This is a genomic window from Hymenobacter aerophilus DSM 13606 (assembly GCF_000382225.1).
In the GTDB taxonomy this organism is placed as follows: Bacteria; Bacteroidota; Bacteroidia; order Cytophagales; family Hymenobacteraceae; genus Hymenobacter; species Hymenobacter aerophilus.
This window is the reverse complement of record NZ_KB907824.1, coordinates 15,296-31,872: the sequence shown is the minus strand read 5'-3', so window position 1 is coordinate 31,872 and position 16,577 is coordinate 15,296. Positions and strand designations below refer to the sequence as shown.

The window sequence follows — 16,577 nt, the reverse complement described above, 5'->3', positions numbered from 1 at the left end:
GGCAGTAAGGCAAAAAAGGCGGCCCCGAAGCTGAGCTTCGGGGCCGCCTTTTTTATTTCCGGCTGAGCTGTTGCAGCTGCTGCGTGAAATCAAACTGTACCGGCTGCTCGTCGAAGGTCAGCACGAACCGCAGCTGCCGGGCCGCATCGAGGCGCGGGAAATACACCAGCCCCACGGCCCGGTCGCCGGGCTGCAGCGTGGCGCGGCGCAGGCTGGTTACGGCCTGTTCCGCCACGGTGGCGTGCAGCTTTTGGGCCTGCGCGGCCCGCACCACCCGCTGCACCTCAAAAAACGCCTGCCCGCCCTGCTGCCGCACCTGCCGGCTGGTCCGCTGAATGGGCGTTTCGCGTCTGTTGCTGCTGGCTACGTCCTCCGCCACGCTGGCCGCCAGCAATAGCACCTGCAGCACGCTTGCCCGGCTGGCCTTAACGGCCAGTTCGTCGCGGCGGTAGGCCATTGAATCCAGCCGCATTTCGGGATTGAAGGCCAGATGGTGGCCCTCCGCGGTAGTAGGCGCCATGGCCGGAACTGCGGCCGTGGCCGCCGCACTATCGGGCAGCGGCTGGAAGTAGAACTGTGCCGGGTCGATGCTGATTGGGTGGTTGGCGGCGTTGCTGAACTCGGCCTCAAAAACCAGCTCCCGTGGCTCAGCCCGCACAAAATTAAAGCGCACGTACACGCTATCGGGGCGGCTGATGAGGCTGGAAGCCGGGCCCGTGCTGGCGGGCGCCACGCTCAGGGTCTGGCTGGGGGCGCACGCGCTCAGCAACGAGCCCAGCAAAAGCACGGCCGCGGAACCCGGCAGCAGCCGGCGCAGCAAAGGCAACTCCGAAGTAATAGTAGCAGGCATAAAACGACGCGTTGGAATGGATAGATAGAAACCGGAGCCGCGGCAGCAGGCATTACCGGCCCAACCGTTTTGCGCAACAATAGTACCGCTTTCGTCCATTCTTTCAGCGGCTTACCGCCCCGCCAGCTCGGGCGGCAGCGTGGCCGCGCCGTCGGTGGCTATGGGCAGCGGCCACACCCGGCGCACGGCCGCCAGCGGCACCGGCCCGAACAGGTGCGGAAACCACGCCTGCCGCCCCGCTGCCCACTCGCGCGCCACCCGCACGCCGGCAGTCTGCAGAGCCGCCTCGTCTAGTTCCAGCAGCAGCGCGTTGGGGCTGCCGGCGTAGTAAAGCCGGGCCGTTTCCAACACCTGACCCAGCTCCGAGGCGTGGATAAACCCTTCGGCCGCCAGGTCGGCGCTGGCGAAAAAGCCGGTTTGCTGCGCCCGTTGCCAATCTTCGGGCCGGCTGATGCGGTAGAGCACTTTGGGGGGATTATGAATTTTGGATTATAAATTTTGAATTGCTGGGGCCGCCTGAACCAAGGAGCGCTCGGTGCCGGACTTTGGTTTATCCTTTTACCTCAACTTCGCTATACAGCTACAAACACAAAAAAACGGGAGCCTACGACCCTGCCGCCGGCTCCCGTTTTCAATTCCTAATTCAGAATTAAAAATTTATAATTCCCTCTCTACGCTTTCCACACGTCTTCCTGCACGGCTTTGCCCACCGTGAGCACGAGGCGCACGGGGTTGGGCACCAGCGTCAGGCGGGCCTCCTTGCCGGAGTATTTCTCCGAATCAATCCAGACGCCTTCCTTGGGGCCGGGCTTGGCGCCGGTGCCGGCCGGCAGGTAGGCGGTGGGCAGCAGCACGTCGGTATCGGAGCTTAGCTCGTCGTGTACTTTTTCGAGGGCCGCTTCGAGGTAGGCGCCGTACTCTTCGTTGAAGTCGTCTTCGAGGTCGTGCAGTTCTTCCTCCACGTCGTCGTAGCGGGCATCATCGTAGGTGAGTTTGTGCAGCTCGGCTTTCTTGTCGATAAGGGCCACGAGGGCGCTGTTCAGCTCTTCCGAATTCATAGGTCGAATGGCAATAGGTTCGCTGGCAAAGGTAAGGGCTGCGGGTTGGTTTTCAGTTAGGGTCTGCTTGTTTATGGATTTTAGCAAGCTCTTTTAGGCCTCTGCAGGTGCAGCGGCCGGCGCCCTCAACCCACGGCCGAAAGCCGCGCCGCCGAAACCGAAAGTTAAAAAACTGTATTTTTACCCCACCCAATCGTTTTCCCGCTCAACAAGCCACCCTTCTATGCAAACCATGACTTCGCCGGCCGTGCAGGCCCATCCCGCCCACGATTTCCTGCCCCTCAACGGCACCGACTACCTCGAATTCTACGTCGGCAACGCCAAGCAGTCGGCCTACTTCTACCAGGCCGCGTTCGGCTTCGAGCTAGTGGCCTACGCCGGCCCCGAAACCGGCGTGCGCGACCGGGCCAGCTACGTGCTGCAGCAGAACAAAATCCGGCTCGTGCTCACCACCTCCCTCCTGCCCGACTCCGACATCACGCGCCACGTGGCCCAGCACGGCGACGGCGTGAAGGTGATGGCGCTGTGGGTGGACGACGCCCGCAAATCGTTCGAGGAAACGACCAAGCGCGGCGCCAAAGTGGCCTTCGAGCCCTACGTTATCGAGGACGAAAACGGCTCCGTCACGCTGGCCGGCATTTATACCTACGGCGAAACAATCCACACCTTTGTGGAGCGCAGCAACTACAACGGGCCGTTTATGCCGGGCTTCGTGGCCCGCACCAGCACTGTGCCCCAGGGCAACCCGGTGGGCCTGCAGGTGGTCGACCACTGTGTGGGCAACGTGGGCTGGGGCGAGATGAACCAGTGGGTGAAATTCTACGAGGACGTGCTGGGATTCAAGCTGCTCATTACGTTTGATGACGACGACATCAGCACCGAGTATTCGGCCCTGATGAGCAAGGTGGTCAGCAACGGCAACGGCTTCGTGAAATTCCCCATCAACGAGCCCGCCGAAGGCAAGAAGAAAAGCCAGATTGAAGAGTACCTCGACTTCTACCACGGCCCCGGCGTGCAGCACATGGCCCTGGTAACCAACGACATCCGCACCACCGTAACCGAACTACGCCGCCGTGGCGTAGAGTTCCTGACGGTGCCGGCCAGCTACTACGACGACCTGCTGGAGCGCGTGGGCCACATCGACGAGGACCTCGACAGCCTGCGCGATTTGAACCTGCTCGTCGACCGCGACGAGGAAGGCTACCTGCTCCAGATTTTCACCAAGCCCGTCGAGGACCGGCCCACCGTGTTCTACGAAATCATTCAGCGCAAAGGGGCCAAGAGCTTCGGCAAAGGCAACTTCAAGGCCCTGTTTGAGGCCATTGAGCGCGAGCAGGGCCTGCGGGGCAACCTGTAGGTTTTAGAGGTGAGAACTTAGAAGTGAGACGCTGACGGCTTCTTTCTAAAGTAGTACGTCATTCAGAGCGAAGCGAAGAATCTCGCGTGAAGTCGTTGGGAACCACCCTGACGATTAGCACGCGAGATTCTTCGCTTCGCTCTGAATGACATCCGCGTTTTCTCCTCTCGGTACGCTTGCTCCTTTCTTTGTACTCACTCCTGTCCTCTATCTTAGCCCCGCGTCTCACCTCTAACTTCTCACTTCTCTATAAAATGCCGCTCTCTCCCGACCTGCAAACCAAAATCAACGGCTGGCTCACGGCCGACTACGACGCCGACACCCAGGCCGAAATCCGGCAGCTGCTGGCCGACGGACAGGACGAGCAGCTCTCCGACGCCTTCTACCGCAACCTGGAATTTGGCACCGGCGGACTGCGCGGCGTGATGGGCGCGGGCTCGAACCGCATGAACCGCTACACGCTGGGCATGGCCACCCAGGGTTTGTGCAACTACCTGCTGCAGTCGTTTCCGGGCCAGGAAATAAAGGTGGCCGTGGCCCACGACTCGCGCCACAACAGCCCGGAGTTCGCGCGCATCGCGGCCGATATTTTCTCGGCCAACGGCATCACGGTCTATCTGTTTGAAGCCCTGCGGCCCACGCCCGAGCTGTCGTTTGCTATCCGCGAACTGGGCTGCCAGAGCGGCTGCGTAGTCACGGCCTCGCACAACCCCAAGGAGTACAACGGCTTCAAGGTGTACTGGACCGACGGCTCGCAGGTAGTAGCCCCGCACGACCAGAACATCATCCGCGAAGTCGACGCTATTCAGTCGGTGCGGGAGGTGAAATTTGAGGCCGATCCGAGCCGCATTCACTTCATTGGGGCCGAAATTGATGCGGCTTATCTGGCCAAAGTGAAAGGCCTGAGCATCAACCCGGAGGCCATCCGGCGCCAGCACGACCTGAAAATCGTGTACACGCCCCTGCACGGCACCGGCATCACGATGGTACCGGCCGCCCTTTCGCAGCTTGGGTTTGATAACGTGCACATTGTGGCCGCCCAGGCCACGCCCGACGGCTCCTTCCCCACCGTGCAGTCGCCCAATCCCGAGGAGAAAGTAGCCATGCAGATGGCGCTTGATGAAGCCAAGGCCCTCGACGCCGACCTCGTGCTGGCCACCGACCCCGACTCCGACCGTGTGGGCATCGCCCTGAAAAACCCGGCCGGCGAGTGGGTGCTCGTCAACGGCAACCAGACGGCCGCGCTGCTCACGCATTACCTGCTGTCGGCCCGCCGCCAGGCCGGCAAGGCCACCGACAAGGACTTCATCGTCTACACCATTGTAACCAGCGAAGTGCTGGGCGACATTGCCCGCGCGCAGGGCGTGAAAGCCTACCGGACGCTGACGGGCTTCAAGTACATTGCCGGCATCATCCGCGACCTGGAAGGCCAGGAAAACTACGTGGGCGGCGGCGAGGAAAGCTACGGCTACATGCTCGGCGACTTCGTGCGCGACAAGGACGCCATTTCGGCCTGTGCGCTGCTGGCCGAAATGGCCGCCGTGGCCAAAGACCAGGGCCACACGCTCTACGAGGAAATGGTGGCCATGTACCTGCGCTACGGTTTCTACAAGGAGCACCTGATTTCCATCACCAAAAAAGGCCAGCGCGGGGCCGAGGAAATTCAGGAGATGATGCGTGAGCTGCGGGCCAACCCACCCGCCACGCTGGCCGGCCTGCCGGTAGTGGAAATGCGCGACTTCAAGACTGGCAAAATAAAGGACCTGCGCACCGGCCTCGAAACCGAAACCGGCCTCGAAAGCTCCAACGTGCTCCAGTTTATTCTGGAAGACGGCAGCAAGATTTCGGCCCGCCCGAGCGGCACCGAGCCCAAAATCAAGTTCTACTTCAGCGTGAAGCAGCCGCTGGCCTCCGCCGTGGATTTCGACCTGGCCACCCGCCTCGCCGACGAGAAAATTCAGCGCATCATCCAGGATATGGGCCTGGAGTAAATCAACCTGAGTCGTAGTTTTATCGGACCTTTTCAATTTCCAAAAAAGCAAAATCCCCCGCACGTTTTCGTGCGGGGGATTTTGCTTTATCTGGTTGTGAGGCCCGGCTACTTCTTGTTCTGGTCGCCGTCCTGGGCAGCCTGGCGGATGGCCTCCTCGTTTACCTGGTCGCTGATGGGGGCGTTGGCATCGGTCTGACCGTCGGCAGCGGTGGTCATCACCTTGGTGGCACCGGTGAGGTCGGTGGCGGTGCTGCCGGTTTTGGTCGAGTACGTTTTATCGTCGTTCTGGTCAGTGGTCTTCTTGGAATCGGACATGGGAAAGGGAAATAAGGAAAGAATAGGTTAAGCGCGGCCCCAATGGAGCAGCTTGCTAAGTAGTACGCACAACAGGGCCTGCAGGGTTATTCTCTGGGTAGATAGGCAGCCGGTAATTCGAATTTGGCCATCCGCCTACTCCGGCTTGCGGCGGCGGGGCGGGCGGCGGGTGCCCAGCAGCAGCAGAATCAGCAGCAGCAGCGCGGCCACGGCCAGGGCCCACCACGTGATGGCGGGCAGCCCGCGGTAGTAGGGCATTTGGGGCGAGTAGTGGCCCAGCAAACTCAGGCCCGCAAACAGAATGATGGCCACCGTAACGGCCGCCAGAATGCCGCGGCCCACCAGCTCGTCGGCTTTGGCCATAAGCTGCTGATAGCCGCTGAGCTCGACGCGCAGCCGCAGGTCGCCGCGCGAGATTTTGCGCACGATCTGCCGCACGTCGGTGGGCAGCGTCTGGAGCAGGGCCAGCAGCTGGGTGCCGGTATACAGGGCCTCGTTCTGGATGTTTTCGCGCGAATACTGCTCGGCAATGATGCGCGCGCCGTAGGGCCGCACGAACTCGAAGGTATTGAAGCGCGGGTGCAGCACCTTGCCGATGCCTTCCAGAATCACGAGGGCCCGCAGTATCAGAAACACGGCGCCCGGCACCTGCAGCTTGTAGCGGTAAATCACGTCCTGCAACGAATCGGCCAGATCCGACATGCTCATCTCCTTCACATCAAGCGAGGCGAAATCCTCAATCAGCTGGCTCAGATCGGCCTCAAAAGCCCGCATATCGGGAATTTCCGAGGTTATGGCCAGCCGGCGGAAGTTGAGCGCCATGCTGCGCGCATCCTGCCGGGCCATGCCGATGAACACCCCCGCGAAGGCATACTTCTGCTGCTTGGTCAGTCGGCCCACCATCCCGAAATCGATGAGGACCAGCGTGCCGTCGGGGCGCACCAGCACGTTGCCGGGGTGCGGGTCGGCGTGGAAGGCGCCGAACTCGAAAATCTGGGTTAGGTAGATGTCCATACCCGTTTCGGCCACCTTTTCCGGGCTCAGGCCCCAGGCCAGCAGTTGGGCTTTGTCGGTGATTTTGCAGCCGCTCACAAACTCGATTACCAGCATGCGGCTGGTGCTCAACTCGCGGTAGGGCTTCGGGATATAGAACGTGTCGTAGTCTTCGTAGAGCTTGCGGAACTGCTCCATGCTGCGGGCCTCGGAGGTGTAGTCCAGCTCCTTGGTCATGCTGCGCTCGAAGGCGTCCACAATGTCCTGGGGGTTGCTCAGGCCCTGTTTGCGGAGGAAACCGGCGGTCAGGCGCACCAGCTCGTGGAGCAAGCTCAGGTCGGTGCGCACCTTTTCCTGCACGTCGGGGCGCTGCACTTTCACCACTACCTTCTCGCCCGTCAGCAGCCGCGCGCCGTGCACCTGCCCGATACTGGCCGAGCCCAGCGGCACCTCCTCAAACTCATCGAACACTTCCTCCAGCGGCTGGCCCAGCTCGCGCTCAATAATGGCGCGGGCCTCCGCCACCGGGAAGGGCGGCACGTTGCTCTGCAGCTTCTCGAACTCATCAATCAGGGGCTGGGGCAACAGGTCGGCGCGGTTGCTCAGGGCCTGGGCCAGCTTGATGAACGTGGGCCCCAGCTCCTCAATCACCATCCGGATTCGCTCCCAGCGGGTGGTTTCAAACACCGCCTGCTCGCCCTCCAGCCACGAGCGGCGGCGGCTGTTGGGCACCAGCCGCCGCAGGGCCGTGCTCGTCACCACGTCCTCGAAGCCGTAGCGAATCAGCACTTCGGCCACCTGCCGGATGCGGGCAATATTGGAGATGGTGTTCTTGAACATAGTCGGGGCAAGTTACGGCGCCGGTAGGGAGTAGACTGTCATTCTGAGCATGTGGCGCATCAAGCCAGGGACGAAGAATCTCGCGTGCCACAGTAATTTCTGACGACAGGGTTAGCATTGCACGCGAGATTCTTCGACTTCGGCTACGCCTTCGCTCAGAATGACGTTCTTTTACCAACTCTTACCGAAAAACCCCGCCCGCGAAACACGGACGGGGTTTTCTATTTCATTTCGAGGAAGCCAGCCGCTTGCTACTTGGCGTCGGTGCTGTCGGCCTTGCTCTCGGCTTTCCTGGCGGCCCCGGCCGAGCCGGCAGCTGATTTCTGGGCTTTGCCAGCGGCGGCGCCGGCTTTATCGGTGGCTTTTTTCACGGTGCTGGCGGCCTTGCTGGTGGCGCTGGCAGCAGCCCCTTTAGTGGCGGCACCGGCCTTCGAAGGCGCGGCTTTCTTGCTGCCCGCCGATTTGCCGCCGGCTTTGGTGCTGCGCTTCAGCTCCTCCAGCTCCGAGTTGGGGGCCACGCCCACCGTTTTCAGCATTTTAGAGGCCAGGCTCTGGGCCTGCTTTTCCAGCTCCCTGCGCTTGGAATCGGTATTTTTCTTGAGGTCGTCCATGATTTTGGCACCTTCCTTCTCCGAGAGCTTGCTTTCCTTCACCAGCGCATCAATGCTTTTCTGCACCCGGTCATTGGTCAGCGACACGAAGCCCACACCAGCGTTTACGAACTTCTTGAACAAATCTTCCATGATGAGTTGGGGTTGAATGATGGGAAAGTGAAGAAAGTCAGACGAAAAAACCGCGCCGGCAAAGCCGGCAGGCCCAAAATAGTATGCAAGCCTACTATCTGCTACAAACCTACGAAATACCCGCTATATAGTTAAGCTCCAATCTGCAATATTTCTCCTGATACGGCTCATTTTCAGGCTGCTTGCCGCACGGCAGCGGTTTCCGCCACCAAGCGCGTTTCCGATTCGGCCCACACCTGCCGGGTGAAGTCGGCCACCCGGGCCAGGGCCACATCGGCTTCGGGCACGAAACGCCAGAACAGGTGCCACCAATGCACCAGCCCATCGAAAATCTGGAGCGTAACGGGCGTGCCGGCCGCGCGGGCCTGCTCGGCGAAGCGGCGCACGTCGTCGCCCAGCACTTCGGCATCGGATACCTGCAGCAGCAGCGGCGGCAGCCCGTGCAGCGCGGCGCGGGCCGGCGACACCAGCGGGTGGCTCAGGGGCGTTTCGGCGGCGTAGAGTGGGCCCCAGCTCCGGATTTCCAGCGCCTCCAGCAGCAGGCTTTCGTGGTGGCTGAGGCTGCGCAGCGTGGCCGTGGGCAGCCGCAAATCGGTCCAAGGCGAAAGGCCGACGGCGGCGGCGGGCAGCGGCTCGGCAGCATCGCGCAGGGCCAGCAGCAGCGCCAGCGCCAGCCCGCCCCCGGCCGAGTCGCCGGCCACGATGATATCGGCGGGCGCGTGGCCCTGGTTGAGCAGCCAGAAGTAGGCCGTCAGGGCATCTTCGAGGGCGGCCGGGAATGGGTACTCGGGGGCTTTGCGGTAGTTGATGGCCAGCGCCGCCACGCCGCACTGCTGCGCCAGCCGGCCCACCAGCGCCCGGTGCGTGTTGAGCGAGCCTAGCACGTAGCCGCCGCCGTGCAAATACAGCAGCACCCGCCCGGGGGCCGCACCGGCCGGCCGCACCCACTCGCCCGGAATACCTTCCACGTCGACGTCCTCCACAAACACATTCCAGGGCGTGAACTGCCCGAAGGCCAGCAGCTCGGCAAACAGGCGCATAGCCGGCAGTTGGGGGCGCCGCGCAGCCAGCGGCCCGGTAGCCTGCACCAAGAACTGTTTCAATAAGGCGTGCTGCGAAGAAGCCATTCTGGGTTAATTATGGATTTTGAATTATCAATTTTGAATTAATAAGGCGAGTAATAAACTGCTGTTACGCAGTGGGTTCGTTGCAGTGCTGCCAGGGTAGTAGCGCGAACTTTGTAGTTCGCGTCCCCGCGCCGTTAAAGCAGCGTGAACGGCGCAGGGACGCGAACTACAAAGTTCGCGCTACTACTCCCTGCGTAACAGCAGTAATAAACACGCATATCTTCACATTAAAACCTTGACGGAATTCATAATTCTACTTAATCCGATGGTTTTTGTAGCCGCGGATGGCGATGGGAATCCAGCCCAGCAGCGGAATAAAAAAACTGATGGTAAAGGGGTTGCGCCAGAGCATGCGCCAATAGGCGCCGGGCGTGCGCAGGTCGAGGTCGAAGTCGCGGCGGCCGGCGCGGATGTATTGGCGCTCGAACTCCTGAAACAGCGCGGGCCAGGCCCACGGCAGGAAAAACGGGAAGTAGCGCCAGTTGGTTTTGATGCGCTGCCACAGCTCGCGCCAGCGGTACGGGTGCTGGCCGTACTTGGCCACGGCGGCGTCCAGCTCAGGTTGCATGCGGGCGCGCAACTGCTCCGAAAGCGCCCGGTAATCGTCGCGGGTGAGGTCGGCGGGGGTTTTGTCGGTCAGCTCGTAAGGCTTCACGCGGGTGCCGAGCACGAAGGTGAGCTTGGCCGGAAAGGCCATGTAGAAAAACCAGGGCTGCAGCAGCACCAGCAGCAGCACCGGCCCCACCGGAATAAACGGAATCCCGATTTTCTTGCTCAGCCGGTTCACCCACTCCCAGCTGTAGGTGTAGGGGTTGAGGTACTCGCCGTTGATGGTGTAGAATGGGATGATGTCGGTGCGGTGCTCGATGCCCAGGCGCACGATGCTAGTGGCCAGGCGTTGCAGCCGGTACTTATTATTGAACCCCTTGCCGATGCCCGGCACGCCCTCGGGGTACAGCATCAGGTTGTGGTCGTTGTAGTACATCATCGTCTCGAAGTTGAGCGTGGTGGCATCCACGCACCCGGCCCGCTTCCAGAAGTTTTTCACCAGAAACGGGTTCATCAAACTCGACTGCGAAAGCATGGGCGCCGACAGCGGCCGGGGTAGGTCGCGCAAATCGGGCAGTTGGCGCCACAGGTGGGCCAGGGCCACCATGGCGTCCCACGGAAAGGCCATGCCCGAGTGGTTGGAGGCGAACAGCAGGGGCCGGTCGGGGCGGTTGCGCTGCGGGTAGTCGTCGAAGCCCACCAGCTCGGAGCGAAACCACACCCGGTCGAGCAGCTGCATAATGTTGCGGTCGAGCGTCTCGACGAACTGCTCGTCGAAATAATCGGCGTAGATGTACTGGTTGGCCACAACGGCCGGTGGTGGCCCGGCAGGATTCGCAGCGGCAGCGGGGGGCGTCATCATAGGGGGCGGAACACGGTCGGGTTTCCAATGTACTGCTTTTAGCCGCCTCCGAGTTGCGCCCCGCCCTGGCAATGGCCGCAAAAGATTCAGCCAACAGCGCCGGGCGGAGGCCGAACTCAAATCTGGCGGGTGAGGCGCACGCGGGCCGTTACCAACTCGTCTGAGCCCGCGCGGCGCACCACAAACAGCAGCTGGCGGCCGTTGGCCGAATGCAGCAGCCGGCTGATGTCGGTGAGCGAAAAGAACTCGGCCGGAATCAGGTTGATGGACACGATTTCGTCGCCGGCCCGCAGCCCGGCCTGGTCGGCGGGGCCGCCTGTTTCGGTGCGCAGCAGCCGGTAGCGGCGGAAACCGGGTCCGAAGGCCAGCAGATCGAAGCCGCACATATCGTGCTCGAACGGGTCGCGGAACAGGTTGTTAGGCCGCAGCAGCAGCCGGTTGTGGGGGTAGTCGATGATGGTGGTGAAGCGCTTGAGCAGCTCGAAGCCCAGGTTGCCGTTGCGGAAGCTCTCGGCCCGCGCCGCCACGTCGGTCGAGTCGGGGTAAGACGTGAGCAGGTTTTCGATGCGGTAGCGGCCCAGCTGCAGGGCCGGCACCCGGCCCAGATAGCCGTTGATGTTGCCGTTGAGGCCGCGCCCGAGCTGGGTGCGCAGGCGGGCCGGCGGCAGGCGCAGGCGCGGGTCGGAGGTGGTTTCCAAGGACAGCGCGTGGCCCGCGCCGGTATCGAGCACCAGCCGCAACGGCAGCTGCAGCGAGTCGGTGAGTTGCACGGGCAGGTTGAGGAAGGCTTTGGAGCCGTCGAACTCCAGCGGCAGCCGCGTCCAGCGGCGGCCCCGCGGGGCGCGGTAGCGGGCCGGGTCGAAGAAAACGAGCTGCTGCTGCTGGGCATCGACCTGCACCACGAGGTGGCGGAACACATCGGAGCCCAGCAGGCCGTGCACCGGCAGGCCCACGTAGCCCGAAATGTTGAGCACATCCTCCGAAAGCATCAGAAACGGAACCCGGGCCGCCCCTACCCCGCCGGCCAACGCCACCGCCACGCCCGGCACCCGATAGGCTTCCAGCGCGTTTTCCTCGCCGGCGCCCGACACCAGAAACCGGTCGGTGGTGGCCAGCTGCAGCTCGCGGCCCACGGCCGGGTCGGTGATGAGCGAAGTGCCCAGGCCCGTATCGAGCAGAAAATTGTACGGCCCCTGCCCATTGAGCAGCACTTCCACCACAATCAGGTTGCGCTGCAGGCCAAACGGGATGCGGGCCTTGCGGGCGCGGGGCTGCGTGAGCCGGAACACCGGCTCGGGGCCCTGCGCCCGACCAGGCGCCGCGGGGCCGGCCAGTGCCAGCAGCAGGAGCAGCAGCCAGCCCAAAAGCGGCGGCCGGCGCCAAGAGTACGCACGCAAGAAAGGCCCGATTCGCAGCGGCATACCAAAGGAAAAACTTCCCTGGTAAGGTACTTAAAATTAGACACCAAGCGCAAGCCCCAACGGCCCCGGCGGCTAGCCGGGCGCCTCCCAGGGGCCGGCCGGATGGTAGTGCAGCTGCCCGGCCGCAATGCTGAGCGGGGCCGCCAGGTTGTTGTGGTAGAGCTGGCCGGTGCCCAGGCCCTGCGGAAAGCCCGGCCGGGCCACCGTGCTGGCCAGCTGGCTGATGGCATTCAGGCCCACGTTCGATTCCAGCGCCGAAGTCAGCCACCAGCCGATACCGTGCGCGTCGGCCAGCGCGGCCCAGCTCTGGCTGGCGGCCAGCCCGCCCAGCAGCGTGGGCTTGAGCACGAGGTAGGCCGGGCGCACCCGTTCGAGCAGCTCGGGCCAGCCGGCGGGGTTGGTCAGGCCAATCAGCTCCTCATCCAGCGCCACGGGCACCGGCGAGTGGCGGCACACCTCGGCCAGCGCCGCCCACTGCCCGGCGGCAATGGGCTGCTCGATGGAGTGGAGGTCGAAGCGGGCCAGCTGTTCGAGCTTGCCCAGCGCCTCGGCCGGGGCAAAAGCGCCGTTGGCATCCACGCGCAGCGTAAGCCGCTCGGGCCCCGCCTGGGCCCGGATGTCGGCCAGGATGCGCAGCTCGGTGGCAAAATCGAGGCTCCCGATTTTCAGCTTCAGGCAGTCGAAGCCGGCCGCCAGCTTGGCTTCAATCTGCTCGCGCATGAAAGCGGCGTCGCCCATCCACACCAGGCCGTTGATGGGCAGGCCGGCCTCGCCCCGGCTGAAAGCGTTGTCGTAGAGCTGGCGGCGGGCGCCGTGCTGGTAGTCGAGGGCGGCCGTTTCGAGGGCGAAGCGCAGCGCCGGCCACTCGGGGCCCACCAGGTCGGCGGCCTCGTGGGGCAGCAGCTCGCGCAGCTGGCGGCGGTTGAACTCGTGCACAAACCCTTCGAGCGTCGCCTCAAAATCGGGGCCGTAGTCGGGGCTGAGGCCGGCCAGCGGGGCGGCCTCGCCCCAGCCGGCGCGCTCGGGCGCCCCCGAATCGGAGAGCAGCAGGTAATGGGCTACATGCTCGGTGAGGGCCCCGCGCGAGGTGCGGGCCGGGAAGTTGAAGCGCAGGGCGCGACGAGCGGATCGAAGCTGAAGCATGGCGGCAGAAATCGGCAGAAATAGCAAACGGCCCGCTGCGGCGGGTGCGGGCCAATATACAACCCGCCCCAACAGCAACGCCGCCTTCCGACCGGGCTGAACCGGGCAGAAGGCGGCGCTGGGGTTGGGGCCGAAGCCGAAAACCGACTAGGAGTTGGTTTTGGCTTTGGCAGAGCCGCGGGTGGCCTGGCCGCCCTTGCGGCCGGCGGCGCGGGCCTCCTCGGAGGTGAAGCGGTGGCCGCGGCCGCTCTGGTGCGAGGCACGGCCGCCTTCGCTGGCGATGCGGCGCTGAGTGGCGGGGTCCATGGCGGCGAAACCGCGGGGGCGCTTGGTAACCGTTTGGCCGGCGGCGGCTTTGCTGGCGGCAGCTTTGGAACCGGAGGCGCTGGCTGCTGCGGCAACGGGACGGGCGGAGGAATTGGTGTTCATCGGTTGGAAGGAAAGTGGTGGACGAATAAATGAAGGGGAAGCGCCGGAATTCCGGAGAGTAGCGGAAGGGCCGGCGAGGTAGCTGAATTGTTGATTGCCTACGTTCAATTAGGCGCTTTTAACCTTATTTATAAGCATTTAGCGGAGTCAAAACAGTAAAATACCACTTTCTACGGACGAGCTAATCCGTATTATTACGCAGCAGCTTCGGTTTATTCAGCAACGCCCCTGGGAATTTGCGCCGCTAAACCACTCGGCCGTTTTGGTGTTTTAGCTGTTATTATAGCTGCCGCTTCCATCCCCTATCCTGCCCATGTCTGTTATTTCTGCCCCGATTTCCGCCGCGCCGCGCCATTCACCTCCGGCCGCCCTGCCGGCCCCAACCGTCCTGCCAGTTCCCGCCACCCGATTTGCGGCCGTGCGGGCCCAGTCGGCCGAGCTGTGCCGGCCGCTGCTGCCCGAGGATACCGTGGTGCAGCCCATGCTCGATGTGAGCCCGCCCAAGTGGCACCTGGCGCACACCACCTGGTTCTGGGAAACGTTTCTGCTGCGCGAGTATCTGCCCGGCTACCAGCTGTTCCACCCCGATTACGCCTTCCTGTTCAACTCATACTACAACTCGCTGGGCTCGCGCGTGAACCGGGCCGACCGTGGCACCCTGTCGCGCCCGCCCCTGGCCGACGTGTACGCCTACCGCCAGGCCGTTGATGCGGCCATGCAGCAGCTGCTGACCCAGCAAGCCGATACGCTGCCGCCCGCGTTCTGGGAAGTGTTTGAGCTGGGCCTGCAGCACGAGCAGCAGCACCAGGAGCTGCTGGCCACCGACATCAAATACATCCTCAGCACCAGCCCGCTGGCCCCTTCTTATTTGAATGAAGAATTAATAATTAATAATGAAGAATTGTCATCCGAAGAAGTAGCTCAAAAACACAACCTACCGGAGCAGGATAATTCTTCATTACTAATTACTAATTCTTCATTACCAAAAGCGGCCTGGCTGCCGGTAAAAGGCGGCGTGCACCGCATTGGCTTCGAGGGCGAAGGGTTCTGCTTTGATAATGAATTGAGCCCGCACGACACCTACGTGGCCGATTTTGAGCTGCAGAACCGGCTCGTGACCAACGCCGAGTACCTGGAATTTATAACGGCCGGCGGCTACCACGATTTCCGCTACTGGCTGGGCGAAGGCTGGGATTTGGTGCAGCAGCAGGGCTGGCAGGCGCCGCTCTACTGGCTGGAGCGCGACGGGCAGTGGCTGCGCTTCACGCACCACGGCCTGCAGCCCGTGAACATGGCCGCGCCGGTTACGCACGTAAGCTTTTATGAGGCCGACGCCTACGCGCAGTGGCGGGGCTGCCGCCTGCCCACCGAGCAGGAATGGGAAATTGCAGCCCGCCAGTTTGGGGCCACCACAGCCGGCGGCACTTTCCTGGAAAGCAGCCGCTTCGACCCGCAGCCGCTGCCGCCCGACGCCGCCCCCGACCAGTGCCACCAGCTGCTCGGCGAGGCCTGGGAATGGACGTATTCGGCCTACCACCCCTACCCCGGCTACCAGAAAGCGGCCGGCGCACTGGGCGAGTACAACGGCAAATTCATGGTGAACCAATTAGTGCTGCGCGGCGGCTCCTGCGCCACGCCCGAAAGCCACATCCGCCTCACCTACCGCAACTTTTTCCACGCCGACAAACGCTGGCAGTTCACCGGCATCCGCCTGGCCCGCTAACTGCTTTACCGTCATTCAGCGCGCAGCGAGGAATCTCGCGTACTAGCATTAAATTACTATAGCAACGTCAGCACGCCGGATACTTCGCTGCGCGCTGAATGACCCGTCCTGTTAGCGGACAGCCCGTAAACCTTCCTTTATGCCCCACGATAGTACTGTTTCTACGGTTGCAACGGCTCCGGCTGCAACTACCGCCGCTGCCGCCGACCCCAACTTGTTGCTGCGCGAGCATGTGCGCGAGGGGCTGAGCCGGCCGTTCAAGGCGCTTTCGTCGATGTATTTCTACGACGACGAGGGCAGCCGGCTTTTTCAGCAGATTATGGCCCTGCCGGAATACTACCCCACCCGCACCGAGTTTGCCCTCCTGACCCGGCACCGCGCCGCCATTGCGCGGGCGCTGCGGCCCCAGAACCCCGCCGAGCCGTTTTTCCTGCTGGAGCTGGGCGCCGGCGACGGGCTGAAAACCAAGATTCTGCTGCGCGAGCTGCTCGAAAACGGCGCCGATTTCACCTACGTGCCCGTTGATATTTCGGCGGCCGCGCTGGCCGGCCTGGCCACCAGCCTGCAGGCCGAGCTGCCGGGCCTGCGCGTGGAGCCCGTAGTGGCCGATTACGCCGACGCCCTGGGCCTGATGGCCGCCCGCCCCGGCCGCAAGGCGGTGCTGTTTCTGGGCTCCAACATCGGCAACTTCAGCCCCGAGGAGCGCCACCAGTTTCTGGCCGACCTGGCCCGCCCGCTCACCCCCAACGACCGGCTGCTCATCGGCTTCGACCTGCAGAAGGACCCGCGCCTCATTCGGGCCGCCTACGACGACAGCCAGGGCGTAACGGCCGCCTTCAACTTCAACCTGCTGCACCGCCTCAACCGCGAACTTGGTGCCGATTTCGACCTCGCCCACTGGCAGCACTACACCGATTACAACCCGCTAACCGGGGCCGTGCGCTCGTTTCTGGCCAGCACCCGCGCCCAAACCGTGCACTTTGCCGAACTCGGCTGGTCGGTTGATTTCCGGGCCTGGGAGATGATTCACACCGAGAATTCCTTCAAGTTCACCCAGCCCGGCATCGAGGAAATTGCCCAGGCGGCCGGCCTCACCACGGCCGATTTCTTCACCGATGAGCAGGACTACTTTGCCGACGTAATTCTGCGGCGCGCGGGCCACTAAACGGGCTGG

At 63.1% G+C, this 16,577-nt stretch carries 15 protein-coding genes; 4 read left to right on the top strand and 11 right to left on the bottom strand.

From position 1 onward, the window contains the following. Window positions 1–52 precede the first annotated feature (52 nt). The 3 genes from H145_RS0115545 to H145_RS0115535 all read right to left on the bottom strand — a co-directional run bounded on the left by H145_RS0115545 (window position 53) and on the right by H145_RS0115535 (window position 1,908). A complete protein-coding gene (locus H145_RS0115545; protein ID WP_157541651.1) occupies window positions 53–850 on the bottom strand; it encodes a hypothetical protein in 798 nt (265 codons plus the stop codon). Window positions 851–961: 111 nt separating this feature from the next. Then, complete coding sequence (locus H145_RS0115540; protein WP_019949081.1) at window positions 962–1,315, bottom strand: DUF952 domain-containing protein; 354 nt, start codon at window positions 1,313–1,315, stop codon at window positions 962–964. Between the two features lie 206 nt (window positions 1,316–1,521). Next, entirely contained in the window at window positions 1,522–1,908 is a 387-nt protein-coding gene (locus H145_RS0115535; RefSeq protein WP_019949080.1) for a hypothetical protein, read from the bottom strand. Between the two features lie 223 nt (window positions 1,909–2,131). On the opposite strand from H145_RS0115535, the gene hppD reads away from it, so the two are divergent. Together hppD and H145_RS0115525 are read left to right on the top strand one after the other, a co-directional pair. Next, window positions 2,132–3,265 carry a 4-hydroxyphenylpyruvate dioxygenase gene (hppD, locus tag H145_RS0115530; RefSeq protein WP_019949079.1) on the top strand — a complete coding sequence of 378 codons (1,134 nt, stop codon included), beginning with the start codon at window positions 2,132–2,134 and terminating at the stop codon, window positions 3,263–3,265. Window positions 3,266–3,519: 254 nt separating this feature from the next. Further along, window positions 3,520–5,256 carry a phospho-sugar mutase gene (locus H145_RS0115525; RefSeq protein WP_019949078.1) on the top strand — a complete coding sequence of 579 codons (1,737 nt, stop codon included), beginning with the start codon at window positions 3,520–3,522 and terminating at the stop codon, window positions 5,254–5,256. A gap of 107 nt (window positions 5,257–5,363) precedes the next feature. Here the strand turns inward: H145_RS0115525 and H145_RS0115520 are convergent, their stop codons facing one another. The 8 genes from H145_RS0115520 to H145_RS23780 form a co-directional block, all read right to left on the bottom strand. Then, window positions 5,364–5,573 carry a hypothetical protein gene (locus H145_RS0115520; RefSeq protein ID WP_019949077.1) on the bottom strand — a complete coding sequence of 70 codons (210 nt, stop codon included), beginning with the start codon at window positions 5,571–5,573 and terminating at the stop codon, window positions 5,364–5,366. 135 nt (window positions 5,574–5,708) lie between these two features. Next, window positions 5,709–7,406 carry an ABC1 kinase family protein gene (locus H145_RS0115515; protein ID WP_019949076.1) on the bottom strand — a complete coding sequence of 566 codons (1,698 nt, stop codon included), beginning with the start codon at window positions 7,404–7,406 and terminating at the stop codon, window positions 5,709–5,711. A 251-nt stretch (window positions 7,407–7,657) separates the two neighbouring features. Beyond that, a complete protein-coding gene (locus tag H145_RS22945; protein WP_019949075.1) occupies window positions 7,658–8,149 on the bottom strand; it encodes a phasin family protein in 492 nt (163 codons plus the stop codon). 173 nt (window positions 8,150–8,322) lie between these two features. Next, complete coding sequence (locus H145_RS21610) at window positions 8,323–9,276, bottom strand: alpha/beta hydrolase (RefSeq protein WP_019949074.1); 954 nt, start codon at window positions 9,274–9,276, stop codon at window positions 8,323–8,325. Between the two features lie 253 nt (window positions 9,277–9,529). Further along, window positions 9,530–10,687 (bottom strand): lysophospholipid acyltransferase family protein, encoded by a 1,158-nt coding sequence (locus H145_RS0115500; RefSeq protein ID WP_157541649.1) that lies wholly within the window; start codon window positions 10,685–10,687, stop codon window positions 9,530–9,532. Between the two features lie 116 nt (window positions 10,688–10,803). Beyond that, window positions 10,804–12,084 carry an aspartyl protease family protein gene (locus H145_RS21605; protein WP_169513200.1) on the bottom strand — a complete coding sequence of 427 codons (1,281 nt, stop codon included), beginning with the start codon at window positions 12,082–12,084 and terminating at the stop codon, window positions 10,804–10,806. Between the two features lie 96 nt (window positions 12,085–12,180). Next, window positions 12,181–13,251, bottom strand: coding sequence for an o-succinylbenzoate synthase (locus H145_RS0115490; protein WP_019949071.1), 1,071 nt, complete (start codon window positions 13,249–13,251; stop codon window positions 12,181–12,183). A 147-nt stretch (window positions 13,252–13,398) separates the two neighbouring features. Next, window positions 13,399–13,680 carry a KGG domain-containing protein gene (locus H145_RS23780; RefSeq protein WP_019949070.1) on the bottom strand — a complete coding sequence of 94 codons (282 nt, stop codon included), beginning with the start codon at window positions 13,678–13,680 and terminating at the stop codon, window positions 13,399–13,401. Window positions 13,681–13,993: 313 nt separating this feature from the next. On the opposite strand from H145_RS23780, the gene egtB reads away from it, so the two are divergent. Together egtB and egtD are read left to right on the top strand one after the other, a co-directional pair. Then, window positions 13,994–15,403 (top strand): ergothioneine biosynthesis protein EgtB, encoded by a 1,410-nt coding sequence (gene egtB / locus H145_RS0115480; RefSeq protein ID WP_083937808.1) that lies wholly within the window; start codon window positions 13,994–13,996, stop codon window positions 15,401–15,403. 139 nt (window positions 15,404–15,542) lie between these two features. Next, entirely contained in the window at window positions 15,543–16,568 is a 1,026-nt protein-coding gene (gene egtD / locus H145_RS21595) for an L-histidine N(alpha)-methyltransferase (RefSeq protein ID WP_083937807.1), read from the top strand. Window positions 16,569–16,577: the final 9 nt, after the last annotated feature.

Bases quoted from the DNA above. Each gene is read 5' to 3' on its own strand.
- H145_RS0115545 (WP_157541651.1), bottom strand. From the start codon at position 850: ATGCCTGCTACTATTACTTCGGAGTTGCCTTTGCTGCGCCGGCTGCTG.
- H145_RS0115535 (WP_019949080.1), bottom strand. From the start codon at position 1,908: ATGAATTCGGAAGAGCTGAACAGCGCCCTCGTGGCCCTTATCGACAAG.
- hppD (WP_019949079.1), top strand. From the start codon at position 2,132: ATGCAAACCATGACTTCGCCGGCCGTGCAGGCCCATCCCGCCCACGAT.
- H145_RS0115525 (WP_019949078.1), top strand. From the start codon at position 3,520: ATGCCGCTCTCTCCCGACCTGCAAACCAAAATCAACGGCTGGCTCACG.
- H145_RS0115520 (WP_019949077.1), bottom strand. From the start codon at position 5,573: ATGTCCGATTCCAAGAAGACCACTGACCAGAACGACGATAAAACGTAC.
- H145_RS0115515 (WP_019949076.1), bottom strand. From the start codon at position 7,406: ATGTTCAAGAACACCATCTCCAATATTGCCCGCATCCGGCAGGTGGCC.
- H145_RS22945 (WP_019949075.1), bottom strand. From the start codon at position 8,149: ATGGAAGATTTGTTCAAGAAGTTCGTAAACGCTGGTGTGGGCTTCGTG.
- H145_RS21610 (WP_019949074.1), bottom strand. From the start codon at position 9,276: ATGGCTTCTTCGCAGCACGCCTTATTGAAACAGTTCTTGGTGCAGGCT.
- H145_RS0115500 (WP_157541649.1), bottom strand. From the start codon at position 10,687: ATGATGACGCCCCCCGCTGCCGCTGCGAATCCTGCCGGGCCACCACCG.
- H145_RS0115490 (WP_019949071.1), bottom strand. From the start codon at position 13,251: ATGCTTCAGCTTCGATCCGCTCGTCGCGCCCTGCGCTTCAACTTCCCG.
- H145_RS23780 (WP_019949070.1), bottom strand. From the start codon at position 13,680: ATGAACACCAATTCCTCCGCCCGTCCCGTTGCCGCAGCAGCCAGCGCC.
- egtB (WP_083937808.1), top strand. From the start codon at position 13,994: ATGTCTGTTATTTCTGCCCCGATTTCCGCCGCGCCGCGCCATTCACCT.
- egtD (WP_083937807.1), top strand. From the start codon at position 15,543: ATGCCCCACGATAGTACTGTTTCTACGGTTGCAACGGCTCCGGCTGCA.